19 protein-coding genes are annotated in these 17,667 nt (G+C 63.5%); 3 read left to right on the plus strand and 16 right to left on the minus strand.

The genetic code is table 11. The features are described from left to right. Position 1: 1 nt before the first annotated feature. The 6 genes from HW090_RS14300 to pyrC form a co-directional block, all read right to left on the minus strand. Positions 2–265, minus strand: coding sequence for an acyl carrier protein (locus tag HW090_RS14300; protein WP_179114145.1), 264 nt, complete (start codon positions 263–265; stop codon positions 2–4). A gap of 10 nt (positions 266–275) precedes the next feature. Further along, the gene (locus tag HW090_RS14305) at positions 276–536 is read right to left on the minus strand and encodes a phosphopantetheine-binding protein (protein ID WP_179114146.1); all 261 of its coding nucleotides are present in this window, start codon (positions 534–536) and stop codon (positions 276–278) included. Continuing rightward, complete coding sequence (locus HW090_RS14310; RefSeq protein WP_179114924.1) at positions 517–1,314, minus strand: 1-acyl-sn-glycerol-3-phosphate acyltransferase; 798 nt, start codon at positions 1,312–1,314, stop codon at positions 517–519. The genes HW090_RS14305 and HW090_RS14310 overlap by 20 nt, the downstream gene beginning before the upstream one ends. Further along, positions 1,299–2,021 carry a beta-ketoacyl synthase chain length factor gene (locus HW090_RS14315; RefSeq protein ID WP_179114147.1) on the minus strand — a complete coding sequence of 241 codons (723 nt, stop codon included), beginning with the start codon at positions 2,019–2,021 and terminating at the stop codon, positions 1,299–1,301. Before HW090_RS14315 ends, HW090_RS14310 begins: the two co-directional genes overlap by 16 nt. A gap of 195 nt (positions 2,022–2,216) precedes the next feature. Further along, positions 2,217–2,888, minus strand: a complete 672-nt coding sequence (gene rnt, locus HW090_RS14320) for a ribonuclease T (protein WP_179114148.1) — start codon at positions 2,886–2,888, stop codon at positions 2,217–2,219. Beyond that, complete coding sequence (pyrC, locus tag HW090_RS14325; RefSeq protein WP_179114149.1) at positions 2,885–3,928, minus strand: dihydroorotase; 1,044 nt, start codon at positions 3,926–3,928, stop codon at positions 2,885–2,887. The genes rnt and pyrC overlap by 4 nt, the downstream gene beginning before the upstream one ends. A 302-nt stretch (positions 3,929–4,230) precedes the next feature. On the opposite strand from pyrC, the gene HW090_RS14330 reads away from it, so the two are divergent. From HW090_RS14330 to gloA, 3 genes are all read left to right on the plus strand, one after another. Then, a complete protein-coding gene (locus HW090_RS14330; RefSeq protein ID WP_179114150.1) occupies positions 4,231–5,154 on the plus strand; it encodes an OmpA family protein in 924 nt (307 codons plus the stop codon). A 120-nt stretch (positions 5,155–5,274) separates the two neighbouring features. After that, the gene (locus tag HW090_RS14335; RefSeq protein ID WP_179114151.1) at positions 5,275–6,492 is read left to right on the plus strand and encodes an argininosuccinate synthase; all 1,218 of its coding nucleotides are present in this window, start codon (positions 5,275–5,277) and stop codon (positions 6,490–6,492) included. A 279-nt stretch (positions 6,493–6,771) separates the two neighbouring features. Further along, on the plus strand, positions 6,772–7,164 hold the full coding sequence (gene gloA, locus HW090_RS14340) for a lactoylglutathione lyase (protein ID WP_179114152.1): 393 nt from the start codon (positions 6,772–6,774) through the stop codon (positions 7,162–7,164). 45 nt (positions 7,165–7,209) lie between these two features. Here gloA and HW090_RS14345 read toward each other — a convergent pair whose 3' ends face one another. The 10 genes from HW090_RS14345 to HW090_RS14390 all read right to left on the minus strand — a co-directional run bounded on the left by HW090_RS14345 (position 7,210) and on the right by HW090_RS14390 (position 17,499). Beyond that, on the minus strand, positions 7,210–7,347 hold the full coding sequence (locus tag HW090_RS14345) for a PA3496 family putative envelope integrity protein (RefSeq protein WP_373416398.1): 138 nt from the start codon (positions 7,345–7,347) through the stop codon (positions 7,210–7,212). A gap of 196 nt (positions 7,348–7,543) precedes the next feature. Beyond that, a complete protein-coding gene (gene nth, locus HW090_RS14350) occupies positions 7,544–8,182 on the minus strand; it encodes an endonuclease III (RefSeq protein ID WP_179114154.1) in 639 nt (212 codons plus the stop codon). Further along, positions 8,179–8,835, minus strand: a complete 657-nt coding sequence (locus tag HW090_RS14355; protein WP_179114155.1) for an Rnf-Nqr domain containing protein — start codon at positions 8,833–8,835, stop codon at positions 8,179–8,181. The genes nth and HW090_RS14355 overlap by 4 nt, the downstream gene beginning before the upstream one ends. Next, positions 8,832–9,458 carry an electron transport complex subunit RsxG gene (gene rsxG / locus HW090_RS14360; protein ID WP_179114156.1) on the minus strand — a complete coding sequence of 209 codons (627 nt, stop codon included), beginning with the start codon at positions 9,456–9,458 and terminating at the stop codon, positions 8,832–8,834. The genes HW090_RS14355 and rsxG overlap by 4 nt, the downstream gene beginning before the upstream one ends. Further along, on the minus strand, positions 9,455–10,429 hold the full coding sequence (locus tag HW090_RS14365; RefSeq protein ID WP_179114157.1) for an RnfABCDGE type electron transport complex subunit D: 975 nt from the start codon (positions 10,427–10,429) through the stop codon (positions 9,455–9,457). The genes rsxG and HW090_RS14365 overlap by 4 nt, the downstream gene beginning before the upstream one ends. Continuing rightward, positions 10,426–11,628 (minus strand): electron transport complex subunit RsxB, encoded by a 1,203-nt coding sequence (gene rsxB / locus HW090_RS14370; RefSeq protein WP_256930679.1) that lies wholly within the window; start codon positions 11,626–11,628, stop codon positions 10,426–10,428. The genes HW090_RS14365 and rsxB overlap by 4 nt, the downstream gene beginning before the upstream one ends. Before the next feature lie 29 nt (positions 11,629–11,657). Then, positions 11,658–12,242 carry an electron transport complex protein RnfA gene (locus HW090_RS14375; protein WP_179114159.1) on the minus strand — a complete coding sequence of 195 codons (585 nt, stop codon included), beginning with the start codon at positions 12,240–12,242 and terminating at the stop codon, positions 11,658–11,660. A 259-nt stretch (positions 12,243–12,501) separates the two neighbouring features. Then, a complete protein-coding gene (locus HW090_RS14380; RefSeq protein WP_179114160.1) occupies positions 12,502–13,863 on the minus strand; it encodes an HlyD family type I secretion periplasmic adaptor subunit in 1,362 nt (453 codons plus the stop codon). Next, positions 13,850–16,054: a type I secretion system permease/ATPase gene (locus HW090_RS14385; RefSeq protein ID WP_179114161.1), complete on the minus strand. Its 2,205-nt coding sequence runs from the start codon at positions 16,052–16,054 to the stop codon at positions 13,850–13,852. The genes HW090_RS14380 and HW090_RS14385 overlap by 14 nt, the downstream gene beginning before the upstream one ends. 92 nt (positions 16,055–16,146) lie before the next feature. Then, a complete protein-coding gene (locus tag HW090_RS14390) occupies positions 16,147–17,499 on the minus strand; it encodes a TolC family outer membrane protein (RefSeq protein ID WP_373416350.1) in 1,353 nt (450 codons plus the stop codon). Positions 17,500–17,667 lie beyond the last annotated feature (168 nt).

The following is a 17,667-nucleotide window of genomic DNA, read 5'->3' on the forward strand; positions in this document are numbered from 1 at the left end:
TTCAGTTCGACGTCGTGTCGGTGTTGACCAGGCGATACACCGCTTCGACCACGTCGGACACGGTCCGCACGGCCTTGAACTCTTCGGCGGCCAGCTTGCGACCGGTCTGGCGCTTGATGTGGTCGATCAGGTCGACCGCGTCGATGCTGTCGATCTCCAGGTCCTGGTACAGGTTGGCGTCCAGGGTCACGCGCTCGGGAGGCAGCTCGAACAACTGCACCAGTGCGCCTTGCAGCGTGGCGAAAATCTCTTCACGGCTCTGCATCGGGGGCTCCTCAGGCGTTCTGACGCTCGGCAACGAAGGCTGCCAGGCTGCTCACGTTGGCGAAATGCTTGCGGGTGTCCTTGGCTTCGGCGTCGATCTTGATGCCGAAACGCTTCTGGATGGCGAGGCCCAGTTCCAGGGCGTCCACCGAGTCCAGGCCGAGGCCTTCGCCGAACAGGGTGAGGTCGGCGGCGATGTCCTCGGCGGTCATGTCTTCCAGGCCGAGGGCGTCGATGATCAGGTTCTTGATTTCAAGCTGCAGATCGCTCATCTGTTGCGAGCTCCTTTATGAAGTGGTTGTGCAGGTGTTCATTGAGACGGCGCGAGGCGATGGGCAAGGGAGCCTGCTCGGTGAAGCGGCTCGGGTCGATGTCTTCGCCGACGCGCAGGCGGAAATGGAAACGCCTGGCGGGGATGCTGTACCAGGGCTCGGCCTTGGTCAGTGTGGTGGGGGTGACCGTGATGACCACGGGTGTCACCACCCTGGCGCCACGCACGGCGATGGCTGCTGCGCCGCGATGGAACTCGGGGTTCTGGCCGGGCGTGGTGCGGGTACCCTCGGGGAATACCACCAGGGTTTCGCCGTCCTGCAGGGCGCCTGCGGCCTTGTCGAGCATGTCCAGGCTGCCGTCGTTGCTGATGTAGCCGGCGGCGCGGATCGGGCCGCGCATGCAGGGGTTGTCCCACAGGCTCTGCTTGACCACGCAATTGGAGTCGCGGATGAAGGCGATCAGCATCACCACGTCGATCAGCGAGGGATGGTTGGCGATCACCAGTTGGCCCGGTCGGCCAAGGCGCTCGATGCCTTGCACTTCGTAGGTGAAGGTGCCGCTGTGGTACATGAAGCGGGCGAACAGCAGGAACACCCGGCTCACGGTCGCGCGTGCGCGGCGCCGGTGCGCCAGGGCATCGCCGGGCAACAAGGCGAGCAGGGGGAATATGATCACGCGCAGGAGAAAGCCGCCCACGCCGAACAGGGTGAAGCTGACTGCCGTGGTGAGCAGGCGCCACAGGAAGGGCGGATTGTAGTCGCTCAGCCCTTGCTGCATGACCAGACCCATTTACGGTGTTTCCAGTGATGTTCGAGGCGCGACTGCCTTCCGTGCAGGGCGCGCAGCAGGTTTATGGCGTGGGGCCATTGCGACACGGATGGGGTGTCGTTGCCCGGTTCGAGTTGCAGGCTCCACTGATCGCCCGGTTTCAACAGCAGGGCGAGGGCATAGGAAAAGGGCACGTCGTCTATATAGGGGCGGTACAGCGCGGGCGGCGTTTCCTCGGCGATCACCAGCAGCACGGCTGGCGCGCCTTCGGCCAGCAGGCCGGTGGCTTCCAGCATGGCTTGTTCCAGCCCGTCGCCCTCGGCGGCCATGGCGGTCATCTCGCTGCTGTCGCCCCGCAGGATCGACCACAGTCCGATGATGGCGTTATGCACCGAGAGGCTGAACTGGGTCGGGGAGAGGGCTTCGCCCCGTGCCAGTTCCTGGATCAGTTCGAGGGTGCGTGGGGTCTCCCCGTGGCGCGAGGCGAATACCAGCGGCAGGGCCGGATAGGATTCGGCCAGGGGCCAGGCGATATGGCAGACCATGCGCGCCAGTCGACTGAGGCGGCGGCGTTGCATGGCGGGCAGGAAGCTCACGGCGGGTTGCTGCTGCTCGTCATCGACAATGGGCTGGGGCGAGGCGCACCAGTCGGCCCACGCATCGGCGCTGTCCAGGCCGGGCGCCCAGGCGTTCCATTGATCTATGCTGAAATTCATCACGTGAAGAGCCCCGCCCCCTGGGCGTGATGATCCGGCCCCAAATGATGGAAATCGAATCGAACGGTGGAAACATGCTGTCATTGCGAACTGCGCATTATATCCGCACAGAATGTTTCACCATAGCCTGTAGTGCACTTGAATATCGCTTCGCATTCAGGCCGCGCAGGGCGGGGCGGCCCTGGCGGTCACGTGCTATTCGTCGAACTCTTCCCAGCCGCCCATTTCCTTCCAGCGATTGACGATGCCGCAGAACAGCTCGGCGGTCTTTTCCGTGTCATAGCGGGCCGAGTGGGCTTCGCGTCCGTCGAAGTCCATGCCTGCCGCCTGGCAGGCCTTGGCCAGCACCGTCTGACCGTAGGCCAGGCCGCCGAGGGTGGCGGTGTCGAAGCTGGAGAACGGATGGAAGGGGTTGCGCTTGATGTCGCAGCGGGCGATGGCCGCGTTGAGGAAGCCCAGGTCGAAGCTGCTGTTGTGCCCGACCAGTACGGCCCGTTTGCAGCCGCTGGACTTCACGGCCTTGCGCACGCTACGGAAGATCTCCCCGAGGGCATGTTCTTCGGAAACCGCCATGCGCAACGGGTGGTCGAGCTTGATGCCGGTGAACTCCAGCGCAGCTTGCTCGATATTGGCGCCGGCGAAGGGTTCCACGCGGAAGAACAGGGTTTCCTGCGGGTAGAGCAGGCCTTGCTCATCCATGCCGATAGGCACGGCGGCGATTTCCAGCAACGCGTCGGTGGCGCAGTTGAAGCCGCCGGTCTCGACATCCACCACCACCGGCAGGAAGCCGCGGAAGCGTTGCGCCATGGGCGAACGGGGCTTGCCCGAGTGCCCTTCGAATTCGTCCTCGAACTGATCGCCGCTCATGCTTGGGCCTCCAGGCGCCAGTGCAGGGTTTCGCCCGCGCGCAGCGGGATGATGCGTTGCTCGCCGAAGGGCAGGCTGTCCGGCAGTGTCCATTCCTCGCGACGCAGGGTGACGTGCTCGGTGTTGCGTGGCAGGCCGTAGAAGTCCGGGCCATGGAAACTGGCGAAGGCCTCCAGACGCTCCAGTGCGTTGCGCTGCTCGAAGGCCTGGGCGTACAGCTCGATCGCGCTGTAGGCGGTGTAGCAACCGGCGCAGCCGCAGGCACTTTCCTTGGCATGCTGGGCGTGGGGGGCCGAGTCGGTGCCGAGGAAGAACTTCGGGTTGCCGCTGGTGGCAGCGTCGAGCAGGGCTTCCTGATGGGTGTTGCGCTTGAGTACTGGCAGGCAATAGAAGTGCGGGCGAATGCCGCCGACCAGCAGGTGGTTGCGGTTGTAGAGCAAGTGGTGCGCAGTGATGGTGGCGCCGACATTGGCCGGAGCCTCCTTGACGAACTGCGCGGCGTCCCCGGTGGTGATGTGCTCGAAGACGATCTTCAGGCCGGGGAAGCGCTGCACGACCTGGGTCAGTTGCTCGTCGATGAAGTGCTTCTCGCGGTCGAAGATGTCGATCTCGTTGCGTGTCACTTCGCCGTGCACCAGCAGCGGCAGGCCGACTTCGGCCATGGCTTCCAGGGTCGGGAAGATGTTTTCCAGGCGGGTCACGCCCGACGACGAGTTGGTGGTGGCGCCCGCCGGATAGAGCTTGGCAGCGTGGACGAAGCCACTGGCCTTCGCCTGGCGGACGTCTTCGGGGCTGGTGGCGTCGGTCAGGTAGAGCACCATCAGTGGTTCGAAGCGGCTGCCCTGTGGGCGCGCGGCGAGGATGCGTTCCCGGTAGGCGGTGGCTTCGTCCCGGTTGCGCACCGGCGGCAGCAGGTTGGGCATGACGATCGCGCGGGCGAACTGCTTCGCGGCATCGGCCACAGTATGGGCCAGGGCTGCGCCGTCGCGCAGGTGGATATGCCAGTCGTCGGGGCGTACCAGGGTGATTCGGTCTTGCATCGGGAGTTTCCAGGCCATGGAGCGTGGGCGAATGCTACCGGAAAATGGGGTGCGCGGCTGCACGCGCTCGGTTTTGAGGTGAGGCTATTGTGTCTATGAAGGTTGAGGCCGGATTGGCAATGTTGTCTGGCTTTTTGCATACGCTCCCCGCGAGCACAGCGCAGTTGCCCTTTCGGTCGGTATGTGCCGCTGTCATGCATGCCGTGCCCGACTTGCGGGAAGGCGGCGAAGAAATACGCCCCTCAAGTTTCTCCCCGTCGCACCGATACTCCCATTGAATGCCGTTTTCCGTGGAGCCTGCCGTGCGCCTGCGCCCCGTTCTGTTTTTCTGCCTCGTGACCTCGCCGGTTCACGCCATCACCTTCCAGACTCGTCTGGAACGGGTGCAATGGCATGTGGAAGGCGATCAATTCGAGTGTCGGCTGATCCAGCCCGTCGCCGATTTCGGTGCTGGTGAGTTCGTGCGCCGTGCCGGTGAGCAGGCGGTGTTTCGCTTGAAGGTGCCGGAACGCTGGTTCGGTGGCGGCTCGGCGACGCTGTTGGCCGCCGCCGCGCCGTGGCAGCCGGGGCGCGGAGACGTCAACCTCGGGGCGCTGACGATTGGCGATGGCGAGATTCCGTTCAGCAGTTCCCAGGTGCAGGCCGGGCGGCTGTTGAGTGGTCTGCTCGAAGGGCGCAGCCCGGTGGTGCGGCATCGTACCTGGCACGGTGGCGACAAACTCGAAGTGCGCCTGCTGCCGGTGCGTTTCGGCAAGGCGTATGAAGACTTCCGGCTGTGTACCGCCAAGCTGCTGCCGTTCAACTATGACCAGGTCAGGACGTCACAGGTCGGCTTTCCGGGCGGTGATGTCATTCTCGATGAAAAGGGAAAGGCCAGGCTGGATGTGATCCTCGGTTACATGGCCGCCGACCCCAGCGTGAACCATATCGAGCTGGACGGGCACTCCGACAGCGGCGGTAATCGCTTGCTCAATCGCGACCTTTCCCGTCGGCGGGCGTTGGCGGTCAAGGAGTACCTGATCTCCAAGGGCATTGCGGACGAGCAGATCGTGGTGCGTTTCCATGGCGAGCGCTATCCGCTGGTACCCAACAGCACCGCGGCCAATCGTGCGAAGAATCGCCGTGTCACCGTGCGCCTGGACCGTGTGGACGTCGCCCCTACGGAGCAGGCGACCGCTCCGGCGGCGGAGTCGGCACCGGCCAAGGCGCCCACCACATCCTCCTGAGCCCACCGTTTGCCTGCCACGGGTTTCACCTCGGCGCCCGCCCGCTGATTTCCCCCTGTAAATCGCCGGCCTCGACCAGTAGAATCACCGTTTTCCGTACAATCCCGGGAGTGGATGGCAATGGCCGATGTAAAGAAGGTGGTCCTGGCTTATTCCGGTGGCCTGGACACTTCGGTGATCCTCAAGTGGCTGCAGGATACCTATGCATGTGAAGTGGTGACCTTCACCGCCGATCTGGGGCAGGGCGAGGAAGTCGAACCCGCACGCGCCAAGGCACAGGCCATGGGCGTCAAGGAAATCTACATCGACGACCTGCGCGAAGAATTCGTACGCGACTTCGTGTTCCCGATGTTCCGTGCCAACACCGTCTACGAAGGCGAGTACCTGCTGGGTACTTCCATCGCCCGCCCGCTGATCGCCAAGCGCCTGATCGAGATCGCCAACGAAACCGGCGGCGATGCCATTTCCCACGGCGCCACCGGCAAGGGCAACGACCAGGTGCGTTTCGAGCTGGGCGCCTATGCGCTGAAGCCGGGCGTGAAGGTGATCGCGCCCTGGCGCGAGTGGGACCTGCTGTCCCGCGAGAAGCTGATGGACTATGCCGAGAAGCACGGCATCCCGATCGAGCGCCACGGCAAGAAGAAGTCGCCGTACTCCATGGACGCCAACCTGCTGCACATCTCCTATGAAGGTGGCGTGCTGGAAGACACCTGGACCGAGCACGAAGAAGACATGTGGCGCTGGACGGTCTCCCCGGAGAAGGCCCCGGACGCCGCCACCTATATCGAGCTGACCTACCGCAACGGCGACATCGTCGCTATCGACGGCAAGGAGCTGAGCCCGGCCCAGGTGCTCACGGAGCTGAACCGTGTCGGCGGCGCCAACGGTATCGGTCGCCTGGACATCGTCGAGAACCGCTACGTCGGCATGAAGTCGCGCGGCTGCTACGAGACCCCCGGCGGCACCATCATGCTCAAGGCGCACCGTGCCATTGAGTCGATCACCCTCGACCGTGAAGTGGCACACCTGAAAGACGAGCTGATGCCCAAGTACGCCAGCCTGATCTACAACGGCTACTGGTGGAGCCCGGAGCGTCTGATGCTGCAACAGATGATCGATGCTTCCCAGGCGACGGTGAATGGCGTGGTACGCCTGAAGCTGTACAAGGGCAACGTCATCGTGGTCGGTCGCAAGTCCGACGATTCGCTGTTCGACGCCAATATAGCGACCTTCGAGGAAGATGGCGGCGCCTACGACCAACAGGACGCGGCCGGCTTCATCAAGCTGAATGCACTGCGCATGCGCATTGCGGCTGGCAAAGGGCGTTCGCCGCTCTGAGACTGAGGCAGGCGTTACCGTTATAAGAAACCCCGGCCCATGTTGCCGGGGTTTTCATTTCAACCGTGAGAACCTGTTCACGATCTGCTGCGCGTCGGCCCTGCTGCGTTAAAAACAGGCTCAAAATGCTCATTTACCACCTGTAAACTGCGCTTTTTCGCCTGCTTGACTCGCTGGCGCTCGCCCTTCGGGCCAGCCTTTGGCTGTTACTCCCGCTGGTCGTTGCGCCTTGCATGGCTCTAGCTCGCGAGATCGTGAACAGGTTCTGAGGAAGATCAGATGCGCCTTTTGCATACGATGCTGCGAGTCGGCGACCTGGATAAATCCATCGCCTTCTATACCGAAGTGCTGGGCATGACCCTGCTACGGCGCAAGGATTATCCCGAAGGGAAGTTCACCCTGGCGTTCGTCGGCTATGGCGACGAGGCCCACAACAGCGTGATCGAGCTGACCCATAACTGGGGCGTGGAGGGGTACGAGCTGGGTAATGGCTACGGCCATATCGCCCTGGAAGTCGCGGATGTCTACAAGGCTTGCGAGGATATCCGCGCCCGTGGCGGGCGCATCACCCGCGAGCCGGGGCCGATGATGCATGGAAGCAGCATCCTGGCCTTCGTCGAAGACCCGGATGGCTACAAGATCGAACTGCTGTCGCCGCAACGCGGGGACTGAGTGCCAGCGCAAGCCAGGCCAGAGAGCGTCTGGCTTGCCGCTGCCCTACAGATCGAAGTCGTATTCGTTCAGTTGCTTCTGCAGGCGGCGCTCTTCGAGCAGATTGTCGATGATGCGGCGTTTGGTCAGGTTGGTCTTGGCGACTTCGACCGGGGGATCGGCATCGTCTTCATCGTCGGCGATGAAGTCATCTTCCAGCTGGCTATCGTCTTTTTCTGACACTGAGAGCACTCCGAAGCAAAGGCAACTTCTGCAGGGTGGCGTGAGCGCCTTCACCACAGGCTTTCACACGCCTTGTCTGGCCGCACCTTATAACGGCAAACCAGGGCCTGGTAAAAAAGATTTTTTCAATCGGAGTGAGGGTTTTTGACGCTATTCATCAATCGTCAGAAGTCTTCTGCGGGTATTCGCACAAATCTTCTATACGGCAGCTGCCACACTGCGGTTTGCGTGCCTTGCAAACGTAGCGCCCGTGCAGGATCAGCCAGTGGTGGGCGTCCAGCAGATACTCCTTGGGCACGAACTTGAGCAGCTTGCGTTCCACCTCCAGCACGTTCTTGCCGGGGGCGATGCGCGTGCGGTTGCTGACCCGGAAGATATGCGTGTCCACCGCCATGGTCGGTTGGCGGAAAGCGGTGTTGAGCACCACGTTGGCGGTCTTGCGACCAACGCCGGGCAGGGCTTCCAGGGCTTCGCGGTTGTCCGGCACCTGGCTGCCGTGTCGCTCGATAAGGAGGCGGCAGGTCTCGATGACGTTCTTCGCCTTGCTGTTGTAGAGCCCGATGGTCTTGATGTACTCGGACAACCCGTCCACGCCCAGCGCGTAGATCGCTTCGGGGGTGTTGGCCACCGGGTAGAGCCGGGCGGTGGCCTTGTTGACACCGACATCGGTGGCCTGGGCCGAGAGGATGACCGCGATCAGCAGTTCGAAGGCATTGCTGTAGGCCAGCTCGGTGGTCGGGTTGGGATCGTCTTCGTGGAGGCGGCGGAATATCTCGCGGCGTTTTTCGGCGTTCATGGGGCAGGCGTGTCCGGTGTCGTATCGGTGGGCGCTCTTGATGGCGCGTGTCCCAGGCGGTTGTACAAAGCTATCAGCAGGCCCAGCAGGGTGAAGGCGCCAGTGGCCAGCAGGGGCAGTGGAAAGCCAGGGTAGCCGTCCAGTTGCAACAGGTTCCAGCCTTCGGCCCGTGGCCCGAACAGCAAGCGTGCATCGTCCAGCAGTCGACCGCTACCGAGCAGTTCGCGCAGGGCCGCCATGGGCAACAGTACCAGCAGGAAGCCAAGGGCCGTCAGTGTCGCGTCGATACAGGCCGCAAAAGGCCGTTGCGGGGCTGGCTGGCTGGCCAGCAACAGGCTGCTGCTGGCCAGCAGCGGGAGGAAGATACCGAGTCGCTGGTGCAGTTCGTAGGTGTAGGCCTGCATCAGGATATCGGCGCTGCCGACCAGAGTGGCAGCGATAACCAGCAGTACCGGCAGGCGCATGGAGATGCCGCCCAGTCGCGTGGCCAGCGCGCTGCCAAGACCGCTCAGTGGCAGCACGAACAGCAGTGCCAGGCCCAGGCCGAGCGCCTTGACCAGTGAATCGCTGACGGCCAGCAGGGGGCAAAGCCCGAGCAGTCTTGCCAGCACCGGGTTGTTGCGCCAGAGGTTGTCCAGGGAGCGTGGCGTCATGGCTGGCCTTCTCCATCGAGCCATTGCCGCTCGTGGCTCGAGAAGTATTGCAGGGCTCGCTGCACGGCGTGCACGACCGCGCGCGGCGTGATGGTGGCACCGGCGAACTGGTCGAATTCGCCCTGCTGCTTCTTCACGGTCCAGCCCCGGGCGGTCGGGTCATTCAGGGACTTGCCGTGGAAGCCCATCAGCCAGTCGCTGTGGCCAGCTTCTATCCGGTCGCCCATGCCGGGTGTTTCCCGGTGTTCGACAACCGCTACTGCACTGATACGGCCATCGGCGAGGATCGCGACCTGCAGGCGGATGCTGCCGTTGTAGCCGTCGGCAGCAGTCGCGGGCAGGATCACCGCGACGACCTTGCCGTGCTTGCGGGCGGCATAGGCGGGGCGTGGTTGCGTGTCGCCCAGCAGCGGGTGCTGGATATATTGGCGGCTGTCCAGCAGGGCGTCGTCGCGCAGTTCGGGGGGCAGCAACTGGTTCAGTTGGCGATTCTGTACGTCACGTTCGGCCTGCTCGATGCGCTCGGCACTGACACGCTGAAGGGCGCCCAGTATGACGATGCCCAGCAGCGCTATACCCAGCAGGACAAGGCCATTGCCAACCCATGAGCGAGTGGTTTTCATGCGCGGTCCTTCGGCAGGGCCGCCGCTCGCAGGCAATGGTCGATGGTCGGTGCCGCGAGGTTCATCAGCAGGACCGCGAAGGCCAGGCCGTCCGGGTATCCGCCCCAGGCCCGGATGACGTAGACCAGTACGCCGACACCGATGCCGAACAGCAGTCTGCCGCGAGGGCTCCCTGCGCCGCTGATGGGGTCGGTCACGATAAAGAAGGCGCCGAGCATGGTGGCCCCGCTGAGCAGGTGGAACAGCGGTGAACCGTTGCCATCGGAGCCACTGCCGTTCCAGAACAGCAGGCTCATCACGCCCAGGGCGGCCAGCATCCCGAGCGGGGCATGCCAGGAATAGAGGCGCTGGCGCAGCAGCCACAGTCCGCCCGCCAGAAAGGCGAGGTTGACCCACTCGCTGCCGGCGGCAGCGAACTGGCCGAAGATCGGTGCCTGCCAGAGTTCTTCCAGGGTCAGGCGGTCATTGTGCTGGAGGGCATTGAGTGCCGTGGCCTGGCTCCAGCCATCGGCCAGTTCGGCCATGCCGAAGACCCGCTCCAGCCCGCTGGCGATGTGCTGGGCGTGGGGCAGCGACCAATGGCTCATCTCCATGGGAAACGCGACGAGTGCCACCGCGTAACCGACCATGGCCGGGTTGAACGGGTTCTGGCCAACACCGCCATAGAGCTGTTTGCCAAGAACGATGGCGCTGGTGGCGGCCAGCACGACCAGCCACCAGGGGCTGTAGGGCGGCAGCGCGAGGGCCAGCAGCAAGGCGGTCAGCAGGGCGCTGCCGTCTGCCAGTGCCTGTCGTATGGCGCGCCCGCGCAAGCGGATCATCCAGGCTTCGCAGGCCAGCGCCGTCAGGCTCGCCCAGAGCAGGTTGGACAGCGGCCCGGCGCCGTAAAGCCAGACCATGATGCAGAGGCCGGGCAGGGCCGCGATCATGACGCGCCAGGTAGCGGGGCGCGCTCGCAGCGCGGCGTTCATATCGGCTCCGCAGGCTTTTCCAGTTCCTGCAAGCGTTGTTCGGCCTGGCGCAGGCGCTCTTGCGCGGCACCCAGTCGTTCCGCGCTCGCCTGGGTGTCGCGCTGCAACTTGCGCAGTTCGGCCCTGGCGAAGGCCAGTTCGGTCTTGATGGCCTGGCTGGCCGGGGTAACCGGCCGCGTGTAGGTGCGTTGCAGGTCTGGCGGTGTCTTGCCCGAGGCGTCTTCGGCGGTGTGCAATTGCCGTTCGGCTTCGGCCAGTGCTTCGCCCAGGCGCTGCAACTGGTTCGCTTCGGCGCCTTCCTGCTGGGCTTTTTTCAAGGCGCTGCGGCAACTGACCAGATGGACCTTGGCGCGTCGCAGGGCTTCTACCCCTGCCGGGCGTGGGGTGACGGCCAGGTCGGGGCGTGGAGCGGCCTGTGTCAGTGCCGCCTGGGCCTTTTCGCTGGCGATCCGCAACTGCTCCACTTGGGCGGCCAGTTGCGGGTTCGGCCGGCTGGCCATCTGTTGCCGTGCTTTATTCAATGCGACCTGGGCCATGTTGGCGGCCACCCGCAACTTCTTCTGCTCGGCGGCCTGTTCACCGCCATCGGATGCCTGCGAGTGCCCCGGTCTGGGCTGTGTCTCCCTGGACTGCTGCTCCAGGCGCGCCTGCCGCTCCTGACGATCGCGCTGTTCGGTCCGTTGCAGCCGCTCCTGGCGTTGCAGGAAGCGCTGTCGGGAGTGATTGGCCTTGTGCTGCCGGGCGAGGGCGATTGTCGTCGGGTCCGTCTGGCGGCTCAGAGAGAAGTCGACCTCGACCATGTCGATGCAATCGACCGGGCAGGGTGGTACGCAGAGGTTGCAGCCGGTGCATTCGTCGGCAATGACGGTGTGCATCAGTTTGGCGGCGCCGACAATGGCATCCACCGGGCAGGCCTGGATGCACTTGGTGCAGCCGATGCATTCTTCCTCGCGGATGCGGGCAAGCAGCGTGGGCGGTTCGGCGATGCCTGATTCCACCGGTACTTCCTGCACATCGAGCAATGCCGCCAGGGCGTGCACGGTCGCCTGGCCGCCGGGCGGGCATTTGCCGATGCGCTCGCCCTCTACGATGGCGCGTGCGTAGGGCATGCAGCCAGGGTAGCCACATTCGCGGCACTGAGTCTGGGGCAGCAGCGCGTCGATGCGTTCGACCAGTCGCTGTTTCAGCGGATCATTCATGGCCGTCCGCAGGGGTGAGGTGGCCAGGGTCATGCCTTGACCAACCCGTTGAAGCCCATGAAGGCCAGCGACATCAGGCCGAGGCTGATAATTTCGATGGCCGCGCCTCGAAATGGCACTGGGATATCGGCACGCGTCAGGCGTTCGCGCAGCGCCGTGAAGAGGACCAGCACCAAGGTAAAGCCCAGCCCTGCCGCCAGACCCTGGAACAGGGCGATGATCGCGGTGGTTTCCGGGGGCGCGGCATTGTGCAGGACACTGCCCAGGACAATGGCGTTGCCGGCGAGCAGTGGCAACAGTGCGGCCGGCTTCAATCCGATCTGAGGCACATGATTGCGGCCCAGGTGCACGGCAATCTGGGCAATGGCGAGGATAAGCAGGGCGAAGGCGGGCAGGCGCAGGTGCATGAGGCCGAGGGGTGACAGGACCTGTTGCAGCAGCACGTGGTTGCCCAGCACGGAAAGTGCCGTCACGGCGGCACTGATCAGGCCCAGCCACAGGGCGGTTTCCAGTTTGCGTGGTGCGCCAGGCAGTGACGACAGGCCAACGAAGTGGGCCAGCACGAGATTGTTGACCAAGGTGGCGCTAACCATGATCAGGGCGAGTTCGGTCATCGCGGGGTTCCGTCGCGCGCAGCAAGGCGTGGCTGAAAGGCCCGCTATTATCGGGAAGGGCTTGTGCCGGTACAAGCGCGGAGGTCGGTTGTGGTATGTGCGACGACAGTTGCCGGCGTCGGGTGCGAGGGGCTTTGCATGGCGGGGACGTCGGCAAGAAGCGCCATGACCCCCCCTGGTGTCCCCGCGAAGGCGGGGACACCAGGGCTAACGCATGATGATGAGGCTCCTTGCGCCGAGCGATCGGCGCAAAGGCCGGTCAGCGCTCGCGCAGGGCATCCGCCCGGGCGCGGATGATGGGCTTCAGCAGGTAACTGAGGATCGTCTTGCGTCCGGTGATGATGTCCACCGAGGCCACCATGCCAGGGATGATCACCAGGGGTTTCTCCTCGCTGCCGAGGTGGTTCTTGTCGGTGCGCAAGCGAATCAGGTAGAAGCTGTTGCCTTCTTCGTCGGTGATGCTGTCGGGGCTGATCTGCTCCAGCTTGGCCTGCAGGCCGCCGTATATGGTGAAGTCATAGGCGGTGAACTTGACGATGGCTTCCTGGCCCGGATGCAGGAAGGCAATGTCCTGCGGGCGGATCTTGGCTTCGACCAGCAGCGAGTCGTCCAGCGGTACGATCTCCACCAGAATGTCGCCCGGCTGTATCACGCCGCCGATGGTGTTGACCAGGATCTGCTGCACGATCCCGCGCACTGGCGAAGTGACCAGGGTGCGGTTGACCCGGTCTTCCAGCGCCTTGCCGGTGGCGGTGATCTTGTTCAGTTCCGCCTGCGCTTCGCTGAGCTGCTGCAACGCATCGCTCTTGTAGCGGCTGCGGGTTTCCTTGATCTTGTTCTCCACTTCCTTGATCGCGGCCCCGGCCTTGGGGATCGACAGGTTGATGGCGGCCAGTTGGCCGCGTGTTTCCACCTCGGCGCGTCGCAGGCGCAGCACTTCGACCTGGGAAATGGCACCGGCCTCGATCAGCGGCTCCGACATGCTGATTTCCTGCCGCAGCAGTTTCAGGCTGTTGCTGAACTGGTTGGCGTTGGACTGGAATTCACGCAACTCCTGCTGGCGCTGGACCAGTTGCTCGGACAGCCCGGAGATTTCCTCTTCCAACTGCTGGCGGCGGCTGTCGTAAAGCGCCTGTTCGCCTCGGGCGACGCCGGGGGCGAGGGTGACGATGTCGTTGGGCAGTTCCAGGGCTTCGTTGGCTATTTCCGCTTGCAGGCGAGTGATGCGTGCGGTCAGCGACAGACGATCCGCTTCGGTTTCTCCCACATTGGAGGAAAAGCGCGTGTCGTCCAGGCGCAGCAGTGGTGCGCCGGCTTCGACGATCTGGCCGTCGTGGACGAATATCTCGGAGACGATCCCGCCCTCCAGGTTCTGGATTTTCTGCAGGCGCGAGGAGGGAATGGCCTTGCCGTCGCCCTTGGTCACTTCCTCGATCCTGGCGAAACCGGCCCAGACCAGCATGAACAGCAGGAAGGCCACGATGCCCCAGATGGTCAGGCGCACGATGCGTGGGGCGTCTTCGACCAGGGCGCGATTGACTTCGGGTACCGCCTGCAAGCCATCGTCGTCCTGTGGACGGAAGTAGCTGCCGAGGGTTTTTCTGAAATTAGCGAGAGACATTGATCTGCCCCTTCTTCAAGGCGGTCATGACGGTCGCTTTCGGCCCGTCCGCGATGACCTTGCCTTTCTCGATGATGATCAGGCGGTCAACCAGGGACAGCATGGAGGCGCGGTGGGTGACGAGTATCAGGGTCTTGTGCTCGACGATCGGTGTCAGCAGGCTCTTCAGGCGCTCTTCACTGCTGTTGTCCATGGCACTGCTGGGTTCGTCCATGACCAGGATCGGCGGGTCGAGCAGCAGGGCGCGTGCGATCGAAACGGCCTGGCGCTGACCGCCCGAGAGGTTCAGGCCGCGTTCGCCGACCTGCAGGTTGTAGCCGTCCGGGTGCAGGCGGGCGAAGTCGTGCACGCCTGCCAGCTCGGCGGCGCGCAGTATCGCTTCGTCTTCCACGTAGCGGGCGCCCATCACCAGGTTGTCGCGCAAGGTGCCGCTGAACAGCTGGATATCCTGGGGAACGTAGCCGATGTTGTGGCGTATTTCGCTGACATCCAGTTGGCGGATGTCCATGCCGTCCATCAGCAGGCTGCCGGCGCTCGGGGCGTAGAGGCCGAGGATGAGTTTTTCCAGCGAGCTCTTGCCCGAACCGGTACGGCCGATGATGCCGACCTTTTCTCCTGCCTTGATGTGGATGTTGATGCCTTCCAGCGACAGCGTTTGCTGCCCCGGATAGGCGAAGTCCACCTGGCGCAGTTCGATCTCGCCTTGCAGGGACGGGCGTTGCAGCGGTCTTTCCGTACTCTGGCGCTCTTGTGGCAGGTCCATCATCTGGTCGGTGGAGGACATGGTCAGGCGCGCCTGCTGGTAGCGCGTGATCAGGCCGGAGAGCTGCCCCAGCGGCGCCAGGGCACGGCTGTTGAGCATGTAGCTGGCGATCAGGCCGCCCATGCTCAGGTTGCCGGACATGATCAGGTAGACACCGGCCACGATCATCACGACGCCGGCAAGCTGCTGGATCCACTGGGTCAGGTTGACGGCCAGGGACGACAGGACCTTGGCGCGCAGTTCCAGTTTGCTCAGGGTGCCGATGGTGTGTTCCCAGTGGTACTGGCGCTCGCTTTCGGCGTTGTTGATCTTGATGGCATCCAGGCCGCCAAGGGTCTCGATCAGGGTCGACTGGCGCTCGCTGGACAGTTTCAGTGAGCGCTCGATGGTCGCCACCAGGGGCTTCTGTAGGGCCCAGCTGGTCAGCAGGGCAATCGGGAAGGCCAGCAACGGAACGAAGACCAGCGGTCCGCCCAGCAGGCCGATGACTAGCAGGATCAGCAGGGTGAAGGGCAGGTCGATCAGAGCAGTCAGGGTCAGGGACGAAAGGAAGTCCCGCAGTGACTGGAACTCATGGATGTTCTGGGCAAAGCTGCCGATCCGCGCCGGGCGCGCCTTCATCGACATGCCGGTGATGCGCTCGAACAGAGTGGCGGAAATGATCAGGTCGGTCTTCTTCCCGGCGATATCCAGACACAGGCCGCGCAGGGTCTTGAGGATCAGGTCGAACAGGAAGGCACCGCTGATACCGATGGCTAGGACCCAGAGCGTGGCTTCCGCCTGGTTGGGCACGACCCGGTCGTAGACGTTCATGACGAACAGCGGGGTGGCGATGGCGATCAGGTTGATGAAGAAGCTGGCGGCAATCGCATCCATATAAAGGAAGCGTGAGAGCTTGAGGGTGTCGCGGAACCAGGAGCGTGTGCGTGGCACGAGTTGCTCGTGGTGCAGGTCGTGCTGGTGGCGCGGTTGTGCGAAGAGCACGCGGCCACTGTATTGCTCGCGCAGTGTCTCGACTGGCAGGGAGATCTCGCCGCCTTCTGTCTCGCAGGGCATCAGGCGCGCCAGGCCGTTCTCGTCATAGCCCAGCAGGATGGCGGTACGCTCGTCCCGCAGGAACAGCATGGCCGGTAGGGACATGGCCGGTATGCGGTTCAGCGGTCGGCGCATCAGGCGTGCCTGCAGGCCCGCACGGGCGGCAGCCCTGGGCAGCAGGTCGTCATTCAGGCGCTGGTTCTTGAGCGGCAGTCCGGCAGTCAGTGTGGCGCGGCTGGCCGGGCGGTCGTGCAGTGAGCAGAGGATCAGCAGGCCATCCAGCAGCGGGTCGTCGTGCAGCTCGCGAGGGTCACGACGTTCCTGTCTGTGGGGTGGCTGAGCAGAGTTATCGTCTGGCAGGGGAGGAACGGTCTGATCAGCGGTATCACTCATGGGTAGGGCTTCTTCCGCGAGGTATCTAGCATGAACAACGGGGGACTCCGGCTTCGGAGTCCCCCGTTTTTTCCATCATAGCACTGGGGCGATCAGTTCAGACCGGGCAGATCGACTCTGGTCTTGCTGTCGCTGAGCGCGGTGCTGGCCATCGGTGCCACGACCGACTGGCTCTTCAGCAGCTCACCCGTGGTGCCCAGGATACGGTACTGAGTGAAGAGTTCGATGTACTTCACTTCGGTATAGCGACGCTGTGCGGTGAACAGCTCGTTCTCGCTGTCCAGCAAGTCCAGCAGGGTACGCTCGCCGAGGGCGAACTGCTTCTGGTAGGCGTCGCGGACTTTCAGCGAGCGGTCGGCGTAGTCCTTGGCGATCGGCAGTTGGCGGCGTGCGTTGTCCAGTGCGGAGTAACCCAGGGCCAGTTCTTCGTTGAGCTGGCGCAGGGCGTTGTTGCGTACATCCAGCGCTTCGTTGATCTGGTAGGAGCGCGCTTCCAGGGTCGCCTTGTTGGAACCCCCCTGGAACAGGGTGTAGTTCATGCGGACCATCGCTTGCCACTCGTTGACGTGGCCTTCGGTGCCGTCGAGGTTGTTATCAGCGGAACGCGACAGTTGCGCGTCGAAGCGCGGGTAGTAGGTGGACTTGGCCGTGGCGTACTGACGCTCGGTGGCTTCGATGTCCGCTTCGGCAGATTTCAGAAGCGGGTTGGTGGTGACCATGATGCGCTGGGCATCAACCAGGTTGTCTGGCAGGTGCGCGCTCAGCGGTGCCGGGGTGGCCAGGGCGTCGGGCAGCGAGCCGGTCACGCTGAAGTAGTTGGTTTTGGCATCGGTCAGGTTGGTTTCTTCCGTCAACAGGTTGTTGCGGGCTTGTGCCAGTCGGGCTTCGGCCTGGTCAAGGTCGGCCAGGCGGCCTACGCCGCGTTCGGTGCGCAGGCGGATCTGGTCGAAGATGCGCTCGTGGCTCTTGAGGTTGTCGCTGGCGAGCCGTACGAATTCCTGGCGCTGCAGCACGTCCAGATAGACCTCGACGGCGCGCAGGGCGGTGTTTTCGCTGGTGCCCAGTACCGACCAGGCGCGCGAATTGACGGTGGCCTTCATGCGGCCGACTTCATTCGGCGTCGCGAAGCCGTCGAAGAGCATCTGGTTCAGGTTGATGCTGCCTTCGCTGCGATGCAGGTTTCTCCAGTGATTCCCGCCACTGCGGGTAGAAGGGCTGTCGGTGCCCTCGCGACCTGTGCCCGCGCTCAACGTGACGGATGGCAGGTAGCCGCCTTTCACTGCGCGCAGTTCTTTTTCTGCGACGTAGCGACTGTTTATAGAGCGGCTCACTTCAGGGTGATAGTTGAGAGCCTGCTGAATGGCGCTGGGCAGGTCTTCCGCTGACGTGATGCCTGACATGGCGAGCATGATGGAGGCGGCTGCAAGGCGGCGCTGGAATTTCATGTGAGGAGTTCCTTTTGGATGTTACAGATAACTTCCGGTTTTATATCGCTATTTCCCGGCAATGAAATGCTGGCGAGGGAATACTCTTCATTATGGTAGGTCTCGTGGCTAATCCTGCATAGCGTTTCCGGATTGAAGATTATAAAAAGTAGTGTTGCTTAAAATGAT

The sequence above is a fragment of the Pseudomonas sp. ABC1 genome, from assembly GCF_013395055.1.
Taxonomy (GTDB): Bacteria; Pseudomonadota; Gammaproteobacteria; order Pseudomonadales; family Pseudomonadaceae; genus Stutzerimonas.